The organism is Streptomyces sp. NPDC054883 (assembly GCF_053610645.1).
Genome location: NZ_JBSGYT010000044.1, coordinates 17,979 through 35,204, shown reverse-complemented (window position 1 = coordinate 35,204; position 17,226 = coordinate 17,979). Strand labels below are relative to the sequence as shown.

General features: G+C 70.3%; 20 protein-coding genes. 15 read left to right on the top strand and 5 right to left on the bottom strand.

Translation table 11 applies throughout. The features are described 5' to 3' along the window. Positions 1-110 precede the first annotated feature (110 nt). The 4 genes from ACWGH1_RS27055 to ACWGH1_RS27040 all read left to right on the top strand — a co-directional run bounded on the left by ACWGH1_RS27055 (position 111) and on the right by ACWGH1_RS27040 (position 2,420). Positions 111-1,124 (top strand): sugar-binding transcriptional regulator, encoded by a 1,014-nt coding sequence (locus ACWGH1_RS27055; protein WP_361315852.1) that lies wholly within the window; start codon positions 111-113, stop codon positions 1,122-1,124. 106 nt (positions 1,125-1,230) lie between these two features. Continuing rightward, on the top strand, positions 1,231-1,452 hold the full coding sequence (locus ACWGH1_RS27050; RefSeq protein WP_031145007.1) for a CarD family transcriptional regulator: 222 nt from the start codon (positions 1,231-1,233) through the stop codon (positions 1,450-1,452). Between the two features lie 87 nt (positions 1,453-1,539). Next, positions 1,540-2,007 (top strand): ribonuclease domain-containing protein, encoded by a 468-nt coding sequence (locus ACWGH1_RS27045; protein ID WP_453351790.1) that lies wholly within the window; start codon positions 1,540-1,542, stop codon positions 2,005-2,007. After that, entirely contained in the window at positions 2,004-2,420 is a 417-nt protein-coding gene (locus tag ACWGH1_RS27040; RefSeq protein ID WP_453351789.1) for a barstar family protein, read from the top strand. Before ACWGH1_RS27045 ends, ACWGH1_RS27040 begins: the two co-directional genes overlap by 4 nt. Before the next feature lie 108 nt (positions 2,421-2,528). Here the strand turns inward: ACWGH1_RS27040 and ACWGH1_RS27035 are convergent, their stop codons facing one another. The 5 genes from ACWGH1_RS27035 to ACWGH1_RS27015 form a co-directional block, all read right to left on the bottom strand. Beyond that, positions 2,529-3,008: a group II truncated hemoglobin gene (locus tag ACWGH1_RS27035; RefSeq protein ID WP_453351788.1), complete on the bottom strand. Its 480-nt coding sequence runs from the start codon at positions 3,006-3,008 to the stop codon at positions 2,529-2,531. Further along, the gene (locus ACWGH1_RS27030) at positions 3,005-3,334 is read right to left on the bottom strand and encodes an antibiotic biosynthesis monooxygenase family protein (protein WP_329193613.1); all 330 of its coding nucleotides are present in this window, start codon (positions 3,332-3,334) and stop codon (positions 3,005-3,007) included. Before ACWGH1_RS27030 ends, ACWGH1_RS27035 begins: the two co-directional genes overlap by 4 nt. A 79-nt stretch (positions 3,335-3,413) precedes the next feature. After that, positions 3,414-3,917 carry a hypothetical protein gene (locus ACWGH1_RS27025; RefSeq protein WP_453351787.1) on the bottom strand — a complete coding sequence of 168 codons (504 nt, stop codon included), beginning with the start codon at positions 3,915-3,917 and terminating at the stop codon, positions 3,414-3,416. An 85-nt stretch (positions 3,918-4,002) separates the two neighbouring features. Then, positions 4,003-5,709 carry an FAD-dependent oxidoreductase gene (locus ACWGH1_RS27020; RefSeq protein WP_453351793.1) on the bottom strand — a complete coding sequence of 569 codons (1,707 nt, stop codon included), beginning with the start codon at positions 5,707-5,709 and terminating at the stop codon, positions 4,003-4,005. Between the two features lie 92 nt (positions 5,710-5,801). After that, positions 5,802-6,074 (bottom strand): UBP-type zinc finger domain-containing protein, encoded by a 273-nt coding sequence (locus ACWGH1_RS27015; RefSeq protein WP_389660398.1) that lies wholly within the window; start codon positions 6,072-6,074, stop codon positions 5,802-5,804. A gap of 277 nt (positions 6,075-6,351) precedes the next feature. On the opposite strand from ACWGH1_RS27015, the gene ACWGH1_RS27010 reads away from it, so the two are divergent. From ACWGH1_RS27010 to glgX, 11 genes are read left to right on the top strand one after another with little or no spacing between them, the layout of a single operon-like run. Beyond that, complete coding sequence (locus tag ACWGH1_RS27010; RefSeq protein WP_453351786.1) at positions 6,352-7,176, top strand: type 1 glutamine amidotransferase domain-containing protein; 825 nt, start codon at positions 6,352-6,354, stop codon at positions 7,174-7,176. A gap of 31 nt (positions 7,177-7,207) precedes the next feature. Beyond that, positions 7,208-8,845 (top strand): thiamine pyrophosphate-binding protein, encoded by a 1,638-nt coding sequence (locus ACWGH1_RS27005; RefSeq protein ID WP_453351785.1) that lies wholly within the window; start codon positions 7,208-7,210, stop codon positions 8,843-8,845. A gap of 53 nt (positions 8,846-8,898) precedes the next feature. Continuing rightward, positions 8,899-9,330, top strand: a complete 432-nt coding sequence (locus tag ACWGH1_RS27000) for a nuclear transport factor 2 family protein (protein ID WP_453351784.1) — start codon at positions 8,899-8,901, stop codon at positions 9,328-9,330. A 28-nt stretch (positions 9,331-9,358) separates the two neighbouring features. Then, positions 9,359-9,814 (top strand): nuclear transport factor 2 family protein, encoded by a 456-nt coding sequence (locus tag ACWGH1_RS26995; RefSeq protein ID WP_453351783.1) that lies wholly within the window; start codon positions 9,359-9,361, stop codon positions 9,812-9,814. Positions 9,815-9,827: 13 nt separating this feature from the next. Further along, the gene (locus ACWGH1_RS26990; protein WP_453351782.1) at positions 9,828-10,208 is read left to right on the top strand and encodes a nuclear transport factor 2 family protein; all 381 of its coding nucleotides are present in this window, start codon (positions 9,828-9,830) and stop codon (positions 10,206-10,208) included. Between the two features lie 11 nt (positions 10,209-10,219). Continuing rightward, a complete protein-coding gene (locus ACWGH1_RS26985) occupies positions 10,220-11,824 on the top strand; it encodes a GMC family oxidoreductase (RefSeq protein ID WP_453351781.1) in 1,605 nt (534 codons plus the stop codon). Next, on the top strand, positions 11,817-12,428 hold the full coding sequence (locus ACWGH1_RS26980; RefSeq protein ID WP_453351780.1) for a DJ-1/PfpI family protein: 612 nt from the start codon (positions 11,817-11,819) through the stop codon (positions 12,426-12,428). The genes ACWGH1_RS26985 and ACWGH1_RS26980 overlap by 8 nt, the downstream gene beginning before the upstream one ends. Continuing rightward, positions 12,428-12,859: a VOC family protein gene (locus ACWGH1_RS26975; RefSeq protein WP_453351779.1), complete on the top strand. Its 432-nt coding sequence runs from the start codon at positions 12,428-12,430 to the stop codon at positions 12,857-12,859. Before ACWGH1_RS26980 ends, ACWGH1_RS26975 begins: the two co-directional genes overlap by 1 nt. Before the next feature lie 3 nt (positions 12,860-12,862). Further along, positions 12,863-14,683, top strand: coding sequence for an AGE family epimerase/isomerase (locus ACWGH1_RS26970; protein WP_453351778.1), 1,821 nt, complete (start codon positions 12,863-12,865; stop codon positions 14,681-14,683). A 40-nt stretch (positions 14,684-14,723) separates the two neighbouring features. Beyond that, on the top strand, positions 14,724-15,068 hold the full coding sequence (locus tag ACWGH1_RS26965) for an STAS domain-containing protein (RefSeq protein WP_361140005.1): 345 nt from the start codon (positions 14,724-14,726) through the stop codon (positions 15,066-15,068). Beyond that, positions 15,065-17,212 carry a glycogen debranching protein GlgX gene (gene glgX / locus ACWGH1_RS26960; protein WP_453351777.1) on the top strand — a complete coding sequence of 716 codons (2,148 nt, stop codon included), beginning with the start codon at positions 15,065-15,067 and terminating at the stop codon, positions 17,210-17,212. Before ACWGH1_RS26965 ends, glgX begins: the two co-directional genes overlap by 4 nt. Positions 17,213-17,226 lie beyond the last annotated feature (14 nt).

Here is a 17,226-nt window from a genome sequence, read left to right as displayed (position 1 = left end):
AACAGCTCGGTGCACCGGGACTGTGCGGGCTGATCAACGGCCGTCGGATCTGACAGGATGAACGGCGAGTCGAGAGTGTGAACAGCAGTGAGGAGAACGCGGTGTCTGCAATGTCGGCGGGACGGTCAGCCCTGCGGATGGGACCCGCGGAGCTGGTGCAGGCGGCGGCCATGGCCCGCCGTTTCTACCTGGAGGGCAAGTCCAAGATCCAGATCGCCGAGGAGTTCGGCGTGAGCCGCTTCAAGGTGGCCCGGGTCCTGGAGACGGCCCTCGAACGCGACCTCGTACGGATCGAGATCAGGGTCCCCGCGGAGCTCGACGCCGAGCGGTCCGACGCGCTGCGGGCCCGCTACGGCCTGCGGCACGCCGTGGTGGTCGAGTCGCCGGCCGACGCGACCGAGGACGCTCCCGATCCGGAGAACCTCGGCGCGGTCGCCGCCGACCTGCTGGGCGAGCTGGTCAACGAGGGCGACGTGCTCGGTCTCGCGTGGGGCCGCTCCACCATCCACATGGCGGCCTCCCTGCACCGGCTGCCGCCCTGCACCGTGGTCCAGCTGACCGGCGTGTACGACGCGGGGACGGCCGAGCGGGGCTCGGTGGAGGCCGTGCGCCGGGCCGCACAGGTCTCGGGGGGTGACGCGCACCCGATCTACGCGCCGATGCTGCTGCCCGACCCGGCGACGGCGGCCGCGCTGCGCAGCCAGACGGGCATCGCGCGGGCCTTCGAGTACTTCGACAAGGTGACCGTCGCGGCGGTGTCCATCGGCTCCTGGGAGCCCGGCATCTCCACCGTGCACGACATGCTGAGCGACGAGGAGCGGGCGCACTACGCCTCGCTCGGCGTCGCGGCCGAGATGTCCGCGCACCTGTTCGATGCCGAGGGCCGGCGGGTCGGCCGCGACCTGGGCGAGCGGTGCATCACCGTCGAGGCGGACCGGCTGCGCCGGATCCCCGAGGTGGTGGCGATCGCCGGCGGTCTGCGCAAGGCGTCCGCGATCGGTGCGGTACTCCGGTCGGGCCTGGTGACCAGCCTGGTCACCGACACGGCCGTGGCGGACTACCTGCTGACGGAGTCCCAGCCGGGGCTGCGTCCGGCCCTGGAACGGGCCGATCCGGACGACTGACCGGGGCTCCGGGTTCCGCTTCCGTGCCGTCCCGCCGCGGATGGTGCCGGAATTGAGATCCGAACGGCGGACCGCAGGGCGGCCCGCTGGGCGCATACTGGAGTCAATGACTAAGTCAGCAGTACCTCGCCGCCATTTGCCGTCCAGCCCGTTCAAGGCCCCCGTGGAACCGCCGCTCCGGCAGTTCAGCGTCGGCGACCGGGTCACTCACGATGAGCACGGCCTCGGCCGTGTCGTCGGTATCGAGGAGGGGATCGCCGTCCTCGTCGACTTCGGATCGGTCCAGAAACGCATCCTGAGCCCCTACACCAAGATGGCTGCGCTCTAAGCCGTCTTCACACCACCCGTTTTCACCCGCCGGTTGCCGCGGTTCCCGCGGTTCGCGGGCGAACCGGATATTTGGCACGATCGGCGCATGATCCTTCGGAACGTGCCCCGATCGTTGCTGCGCGCGCTGGGGGGCCTGATCCTCTGCGCCGCGCTGGTGGCCGCGGTCGGCTGCGCCGGGAAGACGCCCGGGGCGACGCCGACCGGCGCTCCCGTGAGCCCGGGCGCCGTGCGGCCGAGCAACCCGGCTCCCGTCGGCGTGCCCGGGTGGGCCAAGGGGATGGCCACGGTACGGGCGGACGCGCTGCCCCGCGAGGCGCGCGAGGTGCTGGCGCTGATCGACAAGGGCGGGCCGTACCCGTACCGGCAGGACGGCACCGTCTTCGGGAACTTCGAGAAGGCCCTGCCGTCGCACGGGCGCGGCTATTACCACGAGTTCACCGTGCGGACACCGGGGGAACGCGACCGTGGGGCCCGGCGGCTGGTGACCGGTGGGCGCGGGGAGTTCTTCTACACGGACGACCACTACGACACCTTCAAGGCGGTTCTGCGATGACCCTCGGAGCGGGGCCGCTCGGCCCGGCGCTCGCCGCCGCCGACGAGGCGGGCTGGACGACGCTGCGGCTGGACCTGGACGGCGTCGGGAGCAAGGCAGAGCTGCTGCGGCGGTGCGGTGAGGCCCTGCGGGTGCCGGAGTGGTTCGGAGGGAACTGGGACGCGCTGGCGGACGTGCTGACCGACCTGTCGTGGCTGCCGGAGGCGCCCGGGCGGCTGGTGGCGGTCACGTCCTGGCAGGACTACGCGCAGGCCCGGCCCGGGGAGTGGGCGACCCTGCGCGAGATCCTGGAACGCGCCGTCGATTTCTCGCGGGGTGGGGGCGAGGGCGGTGCCGATGGCGGGACCCCGCTGACCGTGCTCCTCGCCGACCGGGCGGGCGGCGCCCGCCGCGCGAGCCGCCGGCCCGCCTGAGCCGGCCCCGCGGCACCGCAGGCCGACCCCGCCGGAGTGTGCTCGGGCCCGAGCCGGTACGGCCGGCCGGGGCGCCGGCGGGCCGTACCCGGCAGCGCCCCGGGCCGGTCAGGACTTCGGGATCCAGGGCGGGGTCTGTCCCCAGGCCCAGACGGGGATCTTCGCCGCGTCGACCGGCGGCGGGTTGGGGCCCGAGTAGATCAGGGCCATCCGGGTGCCCCACTCGATGTAGTAGGCGAACACCGCCCGGAACTCCGGGTCCGCCGGCAGACCGACCTCGTCCGCGGTGTCCATGAGCAGTTCCACCCAGCGGCGGCGCTGCTGCTCGGTGATGCCGCGGCCCAGGTGCTTGGTGGCCATGTGCTGGTGGCCGCCGTGGTGGGCCGAGTAGTCGGCGGGGCCGCCGAAGACCTCCGACAGCCAGACGGCGACGTGCTGCGGGTGGTTCGCGTCCATGCCGGCGAAGACCGGGGCCAGGATCTCGTCCTGGAGGGCGTGTGCGTAGAAGACGTCGGTGAGGCGCTTCATGGCCTCGGCCCCGCCCATCCACTCGTAGATGGTGGGCGTCGTGTCGGGCGTGGTGCTCATGACTGGGAGGCGGCCTTTCCCGTGCCGAAGACGTCGGTGACCCGGTAGTGCTTCATTTCCTCGATGTTGTTCAGGTACGGGCGGATCGCGGCGAAGAACGCCGGGAACTGCTCGCCCTTGCGGAAGCCCTGGAGGTGGTCCTCGACCGACGTCCAGCGGATCCGGAGGATGTAGCGCTCGGCCTCCTCCTCGCTGTGGGCCAGTTCGTAGTCGATGCACTCGGGCGAGGCGGCCAGTGACTCGGCCGCCCGTGCGTAGGCGTCCTCGAACGCCGGCTGGTCGTCCGCTGCGATCCGGTAGCGGATGTATTCGACGGTGGTGGTCATCGTGTGGAGCCTCTCCCTCGGTCGGTGGTCCCGTCTCGGCTACCCTTCCGGGATCTTGCGCGCCCGGCGAGGTCTTCCGCTATTCGGACCCGGACTTCTTGATGTCCGACTTGACGTCGGGGCCCTGCGACCGGACCCGCTGGACCGTGTCGAGGGACTCGCGCAGCTCGGCGAGCCAGGTGTCGGCGTTGCGGCTCACCAGGCGGACGCACCACGCCAGCGCGTCGGCGCGGCTGCGGGCCACGCCGCCCGAGACCAGGGTGTCGAGCACCTGCCGCTCGGACTGGCGCAGCCGGGTCATCACCGGGACCGCGAGGTGGGTGAAGAGCGTGGTCTCCTCGCCGGAGCGCACGCCCCAGGAGACCTTGCGGCGGTAGAGCTCCTCCGCCTCGCGGGCGACCTCGATGCGCTGCTCGCGGGTGCGTTCGCGGAAGTCCTTCACCGACTCGTTCGCCGGGAGCGTGCCGATGACGGTGATCTCCTCGCGGTCCGCGGTGACGGAGACCAGGGACTCGTATGCGTCCACCGGGAGGCGGTCCGCGAACCAGGCGCGGAGCTGTGTCTGCTGCTCGGCTGTAATCATGTAATCAACGTTGCATCCGCTGCCCTCTTGATCGCAAGGATCTGCCGTTCGCTCTCGGCTGGTGCTCCGCAGGATTCAGCGGGATTCAGCCCATCGAGCGGTAGCGGTGGATCAGGGAGACGGCCATCGCACCCTCACCCACGCCCGAGGCGACCCGCTTGACCGAGTGGGCCCGGACGTCGCCCGCCGCGAAGACGCCGGGGACGCTGGTCTCCAGCGGGTACGGGGCGCGCTCCAGGCTCCACTCGGCGGGCAGCTCGCCCCCGTTGGAGATCAGGTCGGAACCGGTGAGGACGAACCCGTACTCGTCGCGCTCCACGACCCCGGCCAGCCAGTCGGTGTGCGGGCGGGCGCCGATGAACGTGAACATGAACCGGGCCGGGACCTCGGTGTCCTCCCCGGTGTCGGCGTCGTGCAGGGTCAGGCGTTCGAGGTGCTCGTCGCCGTCCAGCGATACGACGGTCGTACGCACCCTGATCTCGATGTTGGGGGTGCGGGCGATCTCGTCGATCAGGTACCGGGACATGCTGGCGTCGAGGGACGCCGCCCGGACCAGGATCGTGACGCGGGCCGCGTACTTGGCGAAGTGCACCGCGGCCTGGCCGGCCGAGTTGGCGCCGCCCACGATGAACACGTGCTGCGAGATGCAGGCCGAGCTCTCGGTGGTGGCCGCGCCGTAGTAGAGCCCGGCGCCCTCGAAGCGGTCCGCTCCCGGTGCCTGCAGCCGGTTGTAGGAGACCCCGGTGGCGAGGAGGACCGTCTCCGCGCTGATCTCCGTACCGTCCGCCAGGGTGAGGATCTTCGCCGGGTCGTCGCGGGTCAGCGAGACGACCTCCACCGGGTGCAGGATCTCGGCGCCGAAGCGGGAGGCCTGGATGGTGGCCCGGCGGGTCAGGTCGCCGCCCGAGAGGCCCGACGGGAAGCCGAGGTAGTTCTCGATCAGGCTGGAGGTGCCGGCCTGGCCGCCCGGGGCGCGGGAGTCCAGCATCAGGGTGGAGAGGCCCTCGGAAGCCGAGTACACCCCGGCCGCGAGCCCGGCCGGGCCGGCGCCGACGATGACGCACTCGTAGTGCGGGCGGGAGGCCGTGGTGGCCAGGCCGAGGCGCTGGGCGAGCTGGGTGTCGGTCGGCGCGGAGAGCACCGAGCCGTCCGGGAAGCGGACCAGCGGCAGCGCCGCGTCGGGGTCGGCGGCGGCGAGCACCGTCAGCGCCTCGGGGTCGCGCTCGACGTTCAGGAAGCGGAACGGCTGCCCGTTGCGGGTGAAGAAGTCGCGGACGGCGTGGGTGCCGGGGGACACCAGGTGGCCCGCGACGATGATCCCGTCGTAGGCGGGGCGGTAGGTGGCGAGCCAGTCCGACAGCAGGTCGTCCAGCACCGGGAACAGCCGCTCGTGCGGCGGGTCCCAGGGCTTGAGCAGGTAGTAGTCCAGCCGGACCCGGTTGATGGCGGTGATCGCCGCGTCGGTCTCCGCGTACGCGGTCAGCAGGACCCGGCGGGCGTCGGGGAAGCGGCTGACGGCCTCCAGGAGGAACTCCACCCCGGTGACGTCGGGCATCCGCTGGTCCACCAGGAACAGCGCCGGGTCGTGGCCGCGTTCGTCCAGCGAGTCCAGGATCTTGAGCGCGTCGGCGGCCGAGGAGGCGCCGAGCACCCGGTAGCGGTCGCCGTAGGCGCTGCGCAGGTCGCGCCGCACGGCCCGCAGCACCTGCGGGTCGTCGTCCACGGCGAGGATGACGGGCTTGCGGTTCTCCGACCGCTCGGCGGCGGCCGCGGCGTGCCCCGCCGTGGTCACCGGCGCGCTGGACACGGTCTGGGCCACGGCGGAGGAGGTGGCGGCGGAGGAGGTGGCGGTGGCGGGAGCGCCGGTGCGCTCCGGGGCCGCGCTCACGCGGGGTCCAGCATCAGCTTGTCGGTGTAGCACCAGGCCCAGTCCTCGCCCGGCTCGTGCGAGGCCGCGATGGGGTGCTCGGTGGTGCGGTAGTGCCGGGTGGCGTGGCGGTTCTTCGAGGAGTCGCAGCAGCCGACGTGCCCGCAGCTCAGGCACATTCTCAGGTGCACCCAGCCGTCCCCCGTCGCCAGGCACTCCTCGCAGCCGTCGGTCCCGGGCTTCACCGGACGTATCTGGTCGATGTGTGTGCACTTCAGGTCCATCGTCATCGTCCCCGTCCCTCTCCTCGCGCACTCGTACCGCTCGTCACGCCGGTTAATCACGGGCGCGTCCAGACCATAAGTCGGGGGTGCCGAGAAGGTTCATCGATTCGGCCGAAGTCATGGAGTACGGCAGCTACTTCATGACCTCGCACGGCGACTACATGAGGTGTCGGGGCGGGTCGCCCTTCTACCTCACGAAGTCGCATACGGGCGCTTTGACGCAGGCCCCGGGCGCAAGCAGGGTGGGGAACGCCAACACAACAGGCGGCGCCTGGAGGAATCTGTGAGCAGAAAGATTCTGGTCATTGTCTCCGAACACGGTTACTGGGCCGAAGAACTGATCGGGCCGGTATCGAAGTTCGACGAGCGTGGCTATGAAGTCGTATTCGCCACGCCGACCGGGAAGCGGGCCCACGCACTTCCGCCGAGCCTCGACGCCAACTACATCGACCCCCCGCTGGGCCGGTCGGTGACCACCGAGGAGAACGCCCGGCTGGGCCGCGAGTTCGAGCAGTCGAGCCGGCTCGACTCGCCCCTCGACATCGAGGCGTGGGCGCCCGAGCGCCCGTACACGAGCGACAAGGACTACCTGCCCAAGCTGGAGCAGTACCACCGCGATGTGGACAAGCTCCAGGAGGACATCGCCACCTTCGACGCGATCCTCGTCGTCGGCGGCAGCGGCCCCATCGCCGACCTCGCCAACAACGAGCGGGTCCACGCCCTGATCCTGGCCTTCAAGAACGCCGGCAAGGTCGTGGCGGCCGAGTGCTACGGGGTGGCCTGCCTGGCCTTCGCCCGGGACTGGGGCGACCGCAAGAGCATCATCTGGGGCAAGCACGTCACCGGCCACTGCAAGGAATACGACTACAAGGACGGCACCGGATTCCTCGGTACCGACTTCAACATGGGGCCGCCGCCGTACCCGCTGGAGTACATCCTGCGCGATGCCACCGGCCCGCGCGGCGCGTACCACGGGAATTTCGGCCACCCCCTGTCGGTGATCGTCGATTTCCCCTTCGTCACCGGACGTTCGACCCCCGATTCCTATCTGACGGGGCAGAAGATCGTGGAAGTCCTGGAGGACGGGCTCACCCGGTACGGCTGGTAGTCCGGTAACTGCTGGGAAAGAGGGGGAATTCATGGAAGCCACTCCCGGACGGGAAAGGCTGATCGAGCAGTTCAAGGCCGACGGCCTGAATGTGATGTTCGGAAATCCGGGGACGGTCGAACAGGGATTCCTCGACGCGGTCGACGCGGCAGCGGACTTCCAGTACGTCCTCGCCCTCCAGGAGACCGTCGCCGCCGGCATCGCCGACGGCTACGCCCGGGCGACCGGCGGGGCGGCCCTGCTCCAGCTGCACTCCGGGGTGGGCCTGGGCAACGGCATCGGCATGCTCTACCAGTCCCTGCGCGGCCACACCCCGCTCGTCGTGGTCGCCGGTGACGCCGGGGTGCGCTACGACGCCATGGACGCGCAGATGGCGTCCGACCTGGTGGCGATGGCCAAGCCGGTGACGAAGTACGCGACCCGGGTCACCGACCCGCGCTCCGTGCTCCGCACCGTCCGGCGGGCCGTCAAGATCGCCCTGACCCCGCCGCGCGGACCGGTGTTCGTGGCGCTGCCGATGGACGTGCTGGACGAGCTGAACTCCGAGCCCGTGCTCCCCGCCACCGTGCCGCTGACGGACGTGGCGCCCTCGCCCGCCTCGGTGGGCCGGGCGGCCGAGCTGCTCGCCTCCGCCGAGCGCCCGGTCGTGCTGATCGGCGACGGCGTGGCGCTCTCCGGGGCGCAGGCCGAGCTCGTCGCGGTCGCCGAGCTGCTCGGCGCCGACGTGTACGAGGTCGACTCCTCCGAGGTGAACATCGCGGCGTCGCACCCGCTGCGCCGCGGTCAGACGGGCCACATGTTCGGCCCGCACAGCAAGGAGCTGGTCGGCGACGCCGACGGCGTGCTGATCGTGGGCACCTACGTCTTCCCGGAGGTCTTCCCCGAGCTGGAGAGTCCCTTCCGGGCCGGTGCGAAGGTCGTGCACATCGACCTCAACGCCTACGAGATCGCCAAGAACCACCCCGTCGACCTGGGCCTGGCCGCCGACCCGAAGCAGGCGCTGCGCGCGCTGGCCGGCGTACTGGAGCACCGGCTGACCGCCCGGCAGCGCGCCGCCGCGGCCGCCCGTCTCGACGCCCGCTCCCGGGAGCGGGCCGCGGAGACGGCCGGGCCGGACACCGACGGCACGCCCATGGCGGTGTTCCTGCGGACCCTGGCCGAGCGGACGGGGGGCGACCTCATCGTCTTCGACGAGGCGCTGACCACCTCGCCGCTGGTCACCAGGTACCTGCCCGCGGAGCGGCCGGGCGACTACCACCTCACCCGGGGCGGCTCGCTCGGGGTCGGCTTCCCGGGAGCGGTCGGCGCCAAGCTGGCCCGGCCGGACCGGCTCGTCGTCGGCTTCGCGGGCGACGGCGGGTCGATGTACACCTACCAGGCGCTGTGGACCGCGGTCCGGCACGGCATCAACGCCAAGTTCGTGGTCTGCAACAACCGCAAGTACCGGCTGCTCGACGACAACATCGCCCAGTACTGGCGGGAACGGGACATCGCCGAGCACGGCTTCCCGGGCTCCTTCGACCTCTCCCACCCCGAGATCGACTTCGCCGGACTGGCCCGCGCCCTCGGCGCGGACGGTACGCGGGTGGAGAAGCCGGACGAGGCGGTCGCGGCCGTGGGCCGGATGCTGGCCCACCCCGGCCCGTACCTCGTCGACATCCAGATCTGATCCCCGCACCACGCCCTGACACCACTGCACCGGTACGGACAGGAGGAGACCGCATGCCCGCCGAGCGGCTGACCGAGGACGCGATCCGCAGCTTCGCCGAGAACTGGTACGTGGCCCTGGACCAGCACCTTCCGCTGGACCGGGTGCTCGGCCTCATCACCGAGGACCTGGAGTTCAAGGTCCCCGAGGACACCTTCCTCGGACACGAGGGCTTCGGCCGCTGGTACGCCGCCGTGACCTCCCGCTTCTTCGACGAGGTGCACACCGTCACGAAGGTCGAGCCCGTCATCGAGGGCGACCGGGCGATCGTACGGGTCCTCGTGAACTGGCAGGCCAAGATCTGGGACCCGCCGGCTCCGCGCAGCCAGTGGCTCGGCTTCGACGCCGACCAGACCTGGGTCGTGGTGGCCGGCCAGGACGGCCCGCTGATCAAGCAGTACACCGTCAACGAACTGGCGCCGATGCCCGGTTCCGGCTCCCTCTGACCGGCGCGAAGACGTAGGAGGAGGGGCGATGACCGAAGTGACACGGGACCGGGTGCAGGCGGCCTACCAGGCGCTGGGCTCCGGCGACCGGACGCGCATCCTGGAGTACTACTCCGAGGACCTGCGCTGGCTGGTGCCCGGCAACCATCCGCTCGCCGGCTGGTACGAGAGCCTGGACGCCTTCCTGGAGCTGATGGGGCAGACCCACAAGCTCACGGGCGGCACCTTCCGGATGGACATCGAGGCGGTGCTCGTCGGTGAGGACTGCAGCGCGGACGTGTGCCGCAACGTCGCCGTGCGCGACGGTGCGGACGCGGCGAGCGGGTCCCCGTACGAGCGGATGGACTACCCGGTCTTCCACTTCATGCGGTGGCGGGACGGGCGGATCGTCGAGGGCCGCGACGGGCTCTTCGGCGACACGGCCACCGCCTTCAGCCAGTTCTGGGCGCCCTTCGCGCCGGACGGAACCCGCAGGGACCGATAGGGGGATGAACGCGATGAGCGCGTCGGACGCACGAGAGATTCTGCGGAAGTACTACGAGTACGCCAATGCCGGTGACTGGGACCGCTGGTGCGACCTGTTCGCCGACGACCAGGTCATGGACGAGCAACTGGCCGGACACATCGAGGGCCTGGAGGTCCTGCGCTCGATGATGAAGGGCATGGGGACGATGTACCGGGTCTTCCGGAACGAGCCCGTGCACTTCCTCGTCGACGGGGAGAAGGCCGCGGCGGTCTCCCACCTCACCGCCGTCAGCGCCTCCGGCGAGGCCATCGAGGCCGAGGTCATGAACTTCTTCCGGATCGTGGCCGGAAAGATCGTCTACATGGCGAACTACCACGACACCGTGCCCTTCCAGGTGCTCGGCCAGGGCTGAGGGGTGGCGTGATGGCGAGAGATGAGTACGACTACATCATCGTGGGGTCCGGTACCGCCGGCAGCGTGCTGGCCAACCGGCTCTCCGCGGACCCGGACGTCTCCGTCCTCGTCCTGGAGGCCGGCGGCGACCGCATCCCGCCCGAGGTGGACGACCCGTCCTCCTGGTACAAGCTGCTGGGCGGGCCCGTCGACTGGGGCTACACCAGCGTCCCGCAGCCGGGGCTCGACGGCCGCCGTACGTACGAACCGCGCGGCAAGGCCCCCGGCGGCAGCAGCAACCTCTACATCATGATGCACATCCGGGGCCACGCCTCGGACTTCGACAACTGGGCCTACCAGGGCGCCGCGGGCTGGTCCTACGAGGACGTGCTGCCCTACTTCGCCCTCCTGGAGGGCCAGGAGGACGCCACGGCCGCCACCACCGGCACCGGCGGCCCGCAGCGGATCACCCACGCCGGACGGCACAACCCGAACCCGGCCTCCCGCGCCTTCATCGACGCGGCCGTCGAGCTCGGCCACCAGGAGATCGCCGACTTCAACACGGACGGGCCCCGGCGCGGGCTCTTCGGCACCGGCTGGCACCACATCGACGTCGCGGACGGCCGCCGCCAGGGCGCCCTCGCCGCCTACCTGGAACCGGCGCTGGAGCGGCCGAACCTGACGCTGCGCACCAACGCGCAGAGCAGCCGGCTGCTCTTCGACGGGGACACCTGCACCGGCGTCGAATACGTCCGGCTGGCACCGCCCGCCCCGATCCCGGGCCGGGTGGTGGGCGACGGGCACAGCGCCACCGCCGAGCCCGGGCCGCACACCGTACGGGCCCGCCGGGAGGTGATCGTGGCCGCCGGGGCGATCGAGTCCCCGAAGCTGCTGCTGCTCTCCGGCATCGGGCACCCCGAGCAGCTGCGCGAGCACGGCATCGAGGTCACCGCGGCCCTGCCCGGGGTCGGCGAGAACTTCCACAACCACGTGCTGACCGGGCTGATGGCCGAGGTCACCCAGGAGCTGCCGCCCCCGGCGCAGAACCTGTCGGAGAGCGCTCTGTTCCTCTCCTCCCGGCCCGGCCTGCCCGCGCCCGACCTCCAGATCGCCTTCGTGCACGTGCCGTTCGACGTGATCGTCGGCCAGGACCACCCGAACACGGTGAGCATCCTGCCCGGGGTGGTACGGCCCGTCTCGCGCGGCTGGATCAGGCTCGCGAGCACCGACCCGCTGGCCCACCCGCTGATCAACCCGAACTACCTGGGCGACCGGTGGGACCTGGAGCGGATGGTGCAGGGCGTCAAGCTCGCCCGGGAGATCTTCGCGACCTCGGCGTTCTCGCCCTGGTACAAGCAGGAGCTCCAGCCCGGGCCGGGCTACGTCAGCGACGAGGACCTGCGGACCTTCGTGAAGCAGAAGTCCGAGAGCTACCACCACCAGGCCGGCTCCTGCCGCATGGGCATCGACGACCTCTCCGTCGTCGACCCGGAGCTGCGGGTGCACGGCGTACGGAACCTGCGCGTCGTCGACGCCAGCGTGATGCCCGCCGTCCCGTCGGGCAACTGCCACACCGCCATCGCGATGATCGCCGAGCGCGCGGCGGACTTCCTGAGAGGGGTGTCCCGTGCCTGACGCCGTGCTGCGCGAGGGCGCGCTGTCCGGGACCCGGATCGCGGTCCTGGTCGAGAGCGACTTCTACGAGCCCGAGATCTTCTACTACCAGCACCGGTTCGCCGAGGAGGGCGCCGAGGTCGACTTCCTGACCCGGCTGTGGGGCAACGACTCCATCACCTTCTCGGGACACGAGTACCGGGCGCCGTTCACCGCCAGCCAGTCCCTGGAGGGGCTGAGCGACGAGGAGCTGCGCCGGTACGCGGCGATCATCGTGCCCTCGGGCATGGTGGCCGACCGGCTGCGCTACACCGAGGACGTGGACGTCCTCGCACCCGCCACGGAGCTATTGCGCCGGGCGTTCGAGGAGCCGACGGTGCTCAAGGGGATCATCTGCCACGGCATGTGGCTGGCCTCCTCGATCCCGGGCAAGGTCCGCGGCCGCAAGGTCGTCTGCCACAACAACCTCATCGGGGACGTCCGCAACATGGGCGCCCAGTACGTCGACGAGGACGTGGTCGTGGACGGGGACCTGGTCACCGGCCGCTCCGGCGCCCACCACCACCTCTTCGCCCGCCGGATCATCGAGCTGATCGCGGCGGGACGGGGCCGGGGGACCGGCTGATGGGGCGGATGGTCTGGTCCCACGTGGGCCTGAACTGCACGGACCAGAAGACCACCGAGGACTTCTACACCAGCTACTTCGGCTTCGCCCGGGCCCGGGTGGTCGACCTCGGAGACTCGCAGATCGTGTTCCTGCGCAAGGGGGACGCGTACCTGGAGCTCTTCGCGGCCGGCACCCGACCGGCGCGGCCGGCGCAGGACGACGGACCGCAGGCCCCGGGCCGGATGCGCCACCTGGCCTTCCAGACCGACAGCGTGGACGCGTTCCTGGCCGACCTGGGCGACGCGGCGGAAGTGACCCTGGGGCCGCTGGACTTCGACGACTTCATCTGCGGGTGGCGGACCGTGTGGGTCCGCGATCCCGACGGGGTGATCGTCGAGGTCAGCCAGGGATACGAGGACGACAGCTCTCACGACAAGGACGGTGTGTGAAACATGGCTGACGCCGTGGGTTTCTCCTTCTCCGACACGATCGCGGGCTACGTCGTCCGCTTCGACTCCCGCAGCCGGACGCTGCGGCTGAAGACCGCCGACGGCCGCGAGTTCGACGTGTCGCTGGCCGGCGACCCGAGCGCCGAGCTGGTCCGCAACCTCGACGAGCCGTACATCGACGCCTCCGGGCACATCGACGAGATGCTCTCGCCGGGCCGGCCGCTGTTCGCCTACGGCGTCCACTACCCGGAGGCGGGCGGGCGCTTCGACGCCAAGCGCCTGGTCTTCCTCGGCCGCGGCGCCGAGGACTACCGGTTCGAGGAGCCCAGCTGGTGGATCAAGCAGATCGAGTCGCTGGCCGACTTCTACAAGCGGGCCCAGTTCGGTGACGGGCCGGTGGACTTCACCGAGTACCGCACCGAGATCCGGCTCGGCGGCGACAAGACCGCCAGTCACGTCCAGGAGACCGACACGATCTCCCGGCTGGTCTACGGCATGGCCTCCGCCTACCTGCTGACCGGCAAGGACGAGTACCTGGAGGTCGCCGAGCGCGGCACCGAGTACCTGCGCAAGCACATGCGGGTCGTGGACAGCGAGGAGGACGTGGTCTTCTGGTACCACGGCATCCGCGTCGACGGGGACAGCGAGCGCAAGCTGTTCACCTCGGAGTTCTCCGACGACTACGACGCGATCCCGATGTACGAGCAGATCTATGCCCTGGCCGGCCCGATCCAGACGTACCGCGTCACCGGTGACGTACGGATCAAGAACGACGCGGACGCCACCATCCGGCTGTTCGACAAGTTCTTCAAGGACGAGGAACTGGGCGGCTACTACTCGCACATCGACCCGATCCTGTTCAGCGCCGACCACGAGTCGCTGGGCGAGAACGCGGAGCGCAAGAACTGGAACTCGGTCGGCGACCACGCGCCCGCCTACCTGATCAACCTGTACCTCGCGACCGGCGACCAGAAGTACGCCGACTTCCTCGAGTACACCTTCGACACCATCGCGGACAAGTTCCCGGACTACAAGAACAGCCCCTTCGTCCAGGAGCGCTTCTACCGCGACTGGTCGCACGACACCACGCACAGCTGGCAGCAGAACCGCGCCGTGGTCGGCCACAACCTCAAGATCGCCTGGAACCTGATGCGGATGAACTCCCTCAAGGCCAAGCCGGCCTACGAGGAGCTCGCCCGCAAGATCGGCGAGATCATGCCGGCCGTCGGCAGCGACCGCCAGCGCGGCGGCTGGTACGACGTGGTCGAGCGGGTCAAGGACGGCGACCAGGAGACGTACCGTTTCGCCTGGCACGACCGCAAGGCGTGGTGGCAGCAGGAGCAGGCGATCCTCGCCTACCTCATCCTGAACGGCACGACCGGCGGGGACGACTTCCTGCGCGAGGCCCGGCAGGCGGAGGCGTTCTACAACACCTTCTTCCTCGACCACGACGAGGGAGCCGTCTACTTCAACGTGCTCGCCAGCGGTACGCCGTACCTGCTCGGCACCGAGCGGCTCAAGGGCAGCCACTCGATGTCCATGTACCACTCGGCGGAACTCTGCTACCTCTCCGCCGTCTACAACAACCTGCTCATCAACGGCCGGGAAATGGACTTCCACTTCCAGCCCGACCCCACGGACCTGCCCGACCGCGTCCTGCGCGTCTCGCCCGACCTGCTGCCCGCGGGCTCCGTCGAGGTCGCGTCGGTGGAGATCGGCGAGAAGCCGTGGACGGACTTCGACGCGAAGGGCCTCACGGTCCGGCTGCCCGACGTCCAGGGCCGGGTCAAGGTCAAGGTCCGGCTGCGGCCGGTCACCAGGTAATGCCCAACGGGGGGCGCCCCACCATGAGGGGAAGAAGACAATGACTCTTCACGTGAAAGAACGCCGGAACAAGGGCGGCACGGTGCTCGTCGCCACCGGCGAGATCAACAGCGAGACCTCGGGGCAGCTGCTCCAGGCCCTGCTGCCGCTCGTCCGCGAGGGCCGGTCGCTGCGCATCGACCTCACCGCCGTCACCTACGTCTCCAGCGCGGGCCTGCGCACCCTGCTCGTCGTGTACCGCGAGGCCCAGCACGCCGGTGTCGCCGTCACCCTCTACGGGGTGAGCGAGGAAGTCCGGTTCGTCATGTCGGCCACCGGCTTCCTGGACTTCTTCTCCGCCGGCGAGGCGGAGGCGGCCAACGCGAAGGCCCGGGCCGTGCGATGAGCGAATCCACGACCGAACAGGTGCTGCGCGTCGACGCCTACCCGACCCACGAGGTGGGCGGGTACCGGGTCCGCGCCGGCAAGCCGTTCCCGTTCGGGGCCAACGTGGTCCCCGGCGGGGTCAGCTTCTCCGTCTTCTCCGACCAGGCCACCTCCATGACCCTGGTCATCTACAAGCGCGGTGAGCCCGAGCCGATGGCCGAGCTGGAATTCCCCGAGGAATTCCGCACCGGCAGCGTCTTCGCGATGACGGTCTTCGGACTCGACCACGAGAACATCGAGTACGGCTACCGGGCCGACGGCCCCTACGACCCCGTCACCGGCCACCGCTTCGATGCCCGCCAGGTCCTCTCCGACCCCTACGCGCGGCTGATCTCCGGCCGCGACGTGTGGGGGGTGGAGCCGGACCGCAGCCGCGGCTACCAGTACCGCTCGCGGGTCTGCCTCCAGGACTTCGACTGGGGCGACGACACCCCGCTGCGGATCCCCGCCGAGGACCTCGTCGTCTACGAGGCCCACGTGCGCGGCTTCACCCGGCACCCGTCCTCGGGGGTCACCGCCCCCGGCACCTTCGCGGGGCTGCGCGAGAAGATCCCGTACCTGAAGGAACTCGGGATCAACTGCATCGAGCTGCTGCCGGTGTTCGAGTTCGACGAGAGCGACAACCCGCGCAGCAACCCGGAGACCGGCGAGAAGCTCTACGACTACTGGGGCTACAACACGGTCGCCTTCTTCGCGCCCAAGGCCGGCTACGCGGCCACCGGACGCTACGGGATGCAGGGCGACGAGTTCCGCACCCTGATCAAGGACCTGCACGCGGCCGGCATCGAGGTCATCCTGGACGTCGTCTTCAACCACACCGCCGAGGGCAACGAGCAGGGCCCGACGATCTCCTTCAAGGGGCTCGACAACGCCACGTACTACATGCTCACCCCCGAGGGGTACTACTTCAACTTCAGCGGCACCGGCAACACCGTCAACTGCAACCACCCCGTGGTGCGCAACTTCGTGCTCGACTGCCTGCGCCACTGGGTCGCCGACTACCACATCGACGGCTTCCGGTTCGACCTCGCGGCCATCCTCGGCCGCTCCGCGGACGGCACCCCGCTGCCCAACCCGCCGCTGCTGGAACTGCTCGCCTACGACCCGGTCCTGCGGCACACCAAGCTGATCGCCGAGGCCTGGGACGCCGGCGGCCTCTACGAGGTCGGCAACTTCCCGGCCTACGGCCGCTGGGCCGAGTGGAACGGCAAGTACCGTGACACCGTCCGGAGCTTCCTCAAGGGCGACCCCGGCGTCACCGGCGAACTCGCCACCCGGGTCGCGGGCTCGCCCGACCTCTACTCCAGTCGCGGGACCTCGGCGTCGGTCAACTTCCTGACCGCCCACGACGGGTTCAGCCTCGCCGACCTCGTCTCGTACAACGACAAGCACAACGAGGCCAACGGCGAGGGCAACAACGACGGCGGCAACGACAACGCCAGCTGGAACTGCGGGGCCGAAGGGCCCACCGACGACCCCGGGGTCAACGCACTGCGGCTGCGCCAGATGAAGAACGCGCTGGCCATCCTCTTCACCAGCCAGGGCATACCGATGCTGCTGTCCGGCGACGAGGTCGCGCGCACGCAGCAGGGCAACAACAACACCTACTGCCAGGACAACGAACTGTCCTGGTTCGACTGGGACCAGGTCGACGAGAACGCCGAACTGCTGCGGTTCACCCGGGAGATGATCGCCTTCCGCAAGCACCACCGCGAACTGCGCTCCACCTCCCACCCCACCGGACAGATGCGGGACGCCCTGGGGCTGCCCGACATCAGCTGGCACGGGGAGCGGGCCTGGCAGCCCGACTGGTCCCAGGATAGCCGGCTGCTGGCGGTGGCCCGCTGCGGCACCGGGGACGACGACGTGGTGTACGTGGCCATGAACGCGCACTGGGAGTCGCACGACCTGGAACTGCCCGCCCTGCCGGGCGGGCGGACCTGGCACCTGTTCGCCGACACCTCGGCCGAGGCACCGCACGACATCCGCACCCCCGGTGCGGAGCAGGAGCTGGACAACGCCGGCAAGTACCTGATCGGCCCCCGCTCCGTCGTGATCCTCGTGGGCCGTACGAACGAGCCCGAGACGACCGGGACGTTCTGACCGAAGGAGACCTG

What these genes read in the sequence shown, in the direction of transcription:
- ACWGH1_RS26995 (WP_453351783.1), top strand. Translation starts at nt 9,359, where the DNA reads ATGACCGAAGTGACACGGGACCGGGTGCAGGCGGCCTACCAGGCGCTG.
- ACWGH1_RS27030 (WP_329193613.1), bottom strand. Translation starts at nt 3,334, where the DNA reads ATGACCACCACCGTCGAATACATCCGCTACCGGATCGCAGCGGACGAC.
- glgX (WP_453351777.1), top strand. Translation starts at nt 15,065, where the DNA reads ATGAGCGAATCCACGACCGAACAGGTGCTGCGCGTCGACGCCTACCCG.
- ACWGH1_RS26965 (WP_361140005.1), top strand. Translation starts at nt 14,724, where the DNA reads ATGACTCTTCACGTGAAAGAACGCCGGAACAAGGGCGGCACGGTGCTC.
- ACWGH1_RS27015 (WP_389660398.1), bottom strand. Translation starts at nt 6,074, where the DNA reads ATGACGATGGACCTGAAGTGCACACACATCGACCAGATACGTCCGGTG.
- ACWGH1_RS27025 (WP_453351787.1), bottom strand. Translation starts at nt 3,917, where the DNA reads ATGATTACAGCCGAGCAGCAGACACAGCTCCGCGCCTGGTTCGCGGAC.
- ACWGH1_RS27000 (WP_453351784.1), top strand. Translation starts at nt 8,899, where the DNA reads ATGCCCGCCGAGCGGCTGACCGAGGACGCGATCCGCAGCTTCGCCGAG.
- ACWGH1_RS27040 (WP_453351789.1), top strand. Translation starts at nt 2,004, where the DNA reads ATGACCCTCGGAGCGGGGCCGCTCGGCCCGGCGCTCGCCGCCGCCGAC.
- ACWGH1_RS27005 (WP_453351785.1), top strand. Translation starts at nt 7,208, where the DNA reads ATGGAAGCCACTCCCGGACGGGAAAGGCTGATCGAGCAGTTCAAGGCC.
- ACWGH1_RS27045 (WP_453351790.1), top strand. Translation starts at nt 1,540, where the DNA reads ATGATCCTTCGGAACGTGCCCCGATCGTTGCTGCGCGCGCTGGGGGGC.
- ACWGH1_RS26970 (WP_453351778.1), top strand. Translation starts at nt 12,863, where the DNA reads ATGGCTGACGCCGTGGGTTTCTCCTTCTCCGACACGATCGCGGGCTAC.
- ACWGH1_RS26985 (WP_453351781.1), top strand. Translation starts at nt 10,220, where the DNA reads ATGGCGAGAGATGAGTACGACTACATCATCGTGGGGTCCGGTACCGCC.
- ACWGH1_RS27050 (WP_031145007.1), top strand. Translation starts at nt 1,231, where the DNA reads ATGACTAAGTCAGCAGTACCTCGCCGCCATTTGCCGTCCAGCCCGTTC.
- ACWGH1_RS26975 (WP_453351779.1), top strand. Translation starts at nt 12,428, where the DNA reads ATGGGGCGGATGGTCTGGTCCCACGTGGGCCTGAACTGCACGGACCAG.
- ACWGH1_RS27035 (WP_453351788.1), bottom strand. Translation starts at nt 3,008, where the DNA reads ATGAGCACCACGCCCGACACGACGCCCACCATCTACGAGTGGATGGGC.
- ACWGH1_RS26990 (WP_453351782.1), top strand. Translation starts at nt 9,828, where the DNA reads ATGAGCGCGTCGGACGCACGAGAGATTCTGCGGAAGTACTACGAGTAC.
- ACWGH1_RS27055 (WP_361315852.1), top strand. Translation starts at nt 111, where the DNA reads ATGTCGGCGGGACGGTCAGCCCTGCGGATGGGACCCGCGGAGCTGGTG.